We start from the raw sequence: 2,973 nt of genomic DNA on the forward strand, positions 1-2,973 counted from the left end.
CGTAGCCGGTGTCGCCGCCGTCGTAGTCGCTCATCGCTATCTCCCCTGAGGTGTGTGTCTGGTTCGCTGTCTCGCTGTTGGGATGAACGTTAGGCGGCGGGGCACCGGTTCAAATCCCGGAAACGTGCCACGGCCGGCCACCCCAGGGGAAGGTGACCGGCCGTGGTCGCGGGTGCCTCGGTCAGGCGCTGACGATCGGCCAGGCGTAGGCGAGGAGCGCGACGGCGGCGCCGAGGATCGCCAGGTTGAAGCCGCGGGACGGCACCGGCAGCGCCGCGACGGCGAGCAGGATGATGGCGATGATGTACAGGACGGCCTGTGCCGACATGGGGAACCTCCGTGGGGGGACCGGTTGAGCACACGGATTCCCGACGGCGCTCCGGGCGAAACACGGGCTGGTCATGGGCCGCCGCCGGGCGGTCGGATGTGGACGGCGATTCCCCGGGCCGCCGCAGGGTGGTCAGGTGTGGACGGCGACGAGGGCGGGGTGCTCGCCGGCAACGACGGCGGCCGGGTGGAAGCGGACCCGGCGGCCCGTCACCTCGTCGGGGGCGCCGGTGCCCGGCTCGGTCCACTCCACCGTCGCGGTGCCCGACAGGTGCAGGGTGCGGCCGGTGGCGAAGTCGGGCACCAGCAGCGCCGCGGACGGGTCGGTGGCGAGGTTGCCGAGGCTGTTGAACATGTTGTTGCCCGGATAGTCGGGCCACCACAGGTCGTCGCCGTCGACGCGGAGGAACCCGTGCGGGCCACCGCGGTGTGAGGCGTCGGCGCCGCGGCCCGGGTGGGCGGTGCCGAGGAAGAACGTGTCGGCACCGGCGACCGTCGCCACGGCGGCCGGGGTGAGCGCCGGCAGCGACGTGAACACCGGCGCGGCGCCCGCCGCCCTGGCCGCGGCGAGCCGGCGCGGCTGGATGTACTGCGGGCAGTTGCCGAACGCCTCCGCCACCTCGACGGTGAGACCGTCCCGCCCGGCTTCGTCGGTGAACAGCGTGCCGTTGACCCGCATCCGGCGGCGGGTCGCGAAATCGATCGCGATCAGGCCGACCCGCTGGCCACCCGGCAGGTCGTGCAGCGGGTCGCCCGGCGCGAACGCCGCATCCACCCGCAGCCGCTGCCCCGCGCCGTCGAGGAAGCCGGGCGGGCCGGTCAGCGCCGAGGTCCACAGCCGTCCGGCCCGGTTGCGTCCGGTGAGCACGGCCAGGGTCCGCTCGGCCAGCCAGCCGCCGGCGCCACGGCTCAGGCCGCCGGGCGCCAGCATGCCGGTCAGCCTGGCCGCCTCGAGCCGCACCCCGGCCCGCTCCTGCACCGCCAGCTCTCCCTCGTGGAACACCGCAGTCTCCCTTCCTAACGGATGAAGCGCGCTGCTTCCATTAGTACACGACCAAATGGTTTTCGCAATGCCTTACCATTAGGACCGTGGAGCCCCTGCCGGTTGAGTTGATGAACACCGTGCGGGCCGGGCGGGACGGCGTGCGGGACACGATCGCCGACCCGGCCGCCGCCGCGCGCTGGTTGCGGGAGGCGCGGCCGGAGGTCGGGATCGCCGGCTGGGAGGCCGTCGCCGAGCTGCGCGACCTCCGCGACGCGCTGCGCCTGCTGGCCGCCGCCGTGACCGGCGACGATCGGCCGGCCGCCGGCGCACCCGACCACACCTGGCCGGTCGCGACCCAGGCCGGCAACCAACGGCCGACCGCTGGCGCACCCGACCACACCCGGCCGGTCGCCAGCCGGGCCGGCGACCACCGGGCGGCCGGTGCCGATGACCGGCTGGACGGCGTCGCGGCAACCGCCACCGGCGCGGCGGGCCGGGCGGAAGTCACCACCGGAGCAGCGGGTCGGGCAGGAGCCACCACCGGAGCGGCGGGCCGGGCGGGAGCCGGGTCCGCCGCAGACCTGCAGGCGGCCATCGGTGTCGTCAACCGGGCGTGTGCCAGCGCGCCGTCCTGGTCGGAGCTGCACTGGTCCCCGGACGACGGCCCGTCCGGCCCGGAACGCAAGGACGCCGGCGCGACCGCGACCGCGACGGCGCAGGAAGCCGGCGCGGCGCCGGTGGGCGGACCCCGGCGGGTGGTCCGGACCGCACACGCGCCGGCGCTCGCGGCCGTCGCGGCCATCGCCGAGGAGGCCGTCGCCCTGTTCGCCGGGCCGGACCGGCTGCTGCTGCGGGCCTGCCACGCGCCCGGCTGCGTGCTGTACTTCGTGCGCAACCATCCCCGCCGCGAGTGGTGCTCCGACGGCTGCGGCAACCGGGCCCGCGTCGCCCGGCACTACCAGCGCCACCACGGCAGCGGCAAGGAGGGCGACTGATGCGACCGGAGCCGGGGCAGGTGCTGCACTTCTCCGAGGACCCGACGATCACCAGGTTCGTGCCGCACGTCGCGGCGACCGCGCAGCAGCCGGAGGCGTACGTCTGGGCCGTCGACCACGAGCGCTCGCCGGACTACTGGTTCCCGCGCCAGTGCCCGCGGGCGATGGCCTGGACGGGTCCCGGCACCACCGCCGAGGACCGCGACCGGATCGTCGGCGCCGGCTGCGGCGAGCGGGTCCACGCCGTCGAGTACGGCTGGCTGGAGGCGATCCGCACCGCCCGGCTGTTCGCGTACCGGTTCCCGGCGGCGCCGTTCGCACCGTTCGGCAGCCACGCCCACGTCGCCGTCGAGGCGGTCGAGCCGCTCGGCCCGCCGGAGCCGGTCGGGGACCTCTTCGAGCTGCACGCCGGCGCCGGCATCCAGCTGCGGGTGCTGCCGGACCTGTGGTCGTTCTGGGACGCGGTCACGGCCAGCAGCCTGCACTTCAGCGGCATCCGCCTGCACAACGCCCGCCCCCGCTGACCCCTGGCTGGGTGGCACGTTTCCGGGATTTGAACCGGTGCCCCGCCGCCTAACGTTCATCTCAACAGCGAGACAGCGAGCCAGACACACACCTCAGGGGAGATAGCGATGAGCGACTACGACGGCGGCGACACCGGCTACG

General features: G+C 74.9%; 4 protein-coding genes. 2 read left to right on the plus strand and 2 right to left on the minus strand.

Annotated elements, in window-relative coordinates:
* Window positions 1–181: 181 nt before the first annotated feature.
* Together ACFPIJ_RS40885 and ACFPIJ_RS40890 are read right to left on the minus strand one after the other, a co-directional pair.
* Window positions 182–328 carry a hypothetical protein gene (locus ACFPIJ_RS40885; protein ID WP_203844169.1) on the minus strand — a complete coding sequence of 49 codons (147 nt, stop codon included), beginning with the start codon at window positions 326–328 and terminating at the stop codon, window positions 182–184.
* Between the two features lie 132 nt (window positions 329–460).
* Window positions 461–1,330 carry a pyridoxamine 5'-phosphate oxidase family protein gene (locus ACFPIJ_RS40890; protein WP_380123797.1) on the minus strand — a complete coding sequence of 290 codons (870 nt, stop codon included), beginning with the start codon at window positions 1,328–1,330 and terminating at the stop codon, window positions 461–463.
* A gap of 86 nt (window positions 1,331–1,416) precedes the next feature.
* On the opposite strand from ACFPIJ_RS40890, the gene ACFPIJ_RS40895 reads away from it, so the two are divergent.
* Window positions 1,417–2,307, plus strand: coding sequence for a CGNR zinc finger domain-containing protein (locus ACFPIJ_RS40895; protein ID WP_380123799.1), 891 nt, complete (start codon window positions 1,417–1,419; stop codon window positions 2,305–2,307).
* Window positions 2,307–2,831, plus strand: coding sequence for a DUF6886 family protein (locus ACFPIJ_RS40900; RefSeq protein ID WP_380123801.1), 525 nt, complete (start codon window positions 2,307–2,309; stop codon window positions 2,829–2,831). Before ACFPIJ_RS40895 ends, ACFPIJ_RS40900 begins: the two co-directional genes overlap by 1 nt.
* The last annotated feature ends 142 nt before the right edge of the window (window positions 2,832–2,973 follow it).

The sequence above is a fragment of the Dactylosporangium cerinum genome, assembly GCF_042653625.1.
GTDB classification, from domain to species: Bacteria; Actinomycetota; Actinomycetes; order Mycobacteriales; family Micromonosporaceae; genus Dactylosporangium; species Dactylosporangium cerinum.

Excerpts from the sequence above, each read along its gene's own strand:
- ACFPIJ_RS40885 (WP_203844169.1), bottom strand. The coding sequence starts at position 328 with ATGTCGGCACAGGCCGTCCTGTACATCATCGCCATCATCCTGCTCGCC.
- ACFPIJ_RS40900 (WP_380123801.1), top strand. The coding sequence starts at position 2,307 with ATGCGACCGGAGCCGGGGCAGGTGCTGCACTTCTCCGAGGACCCGACG.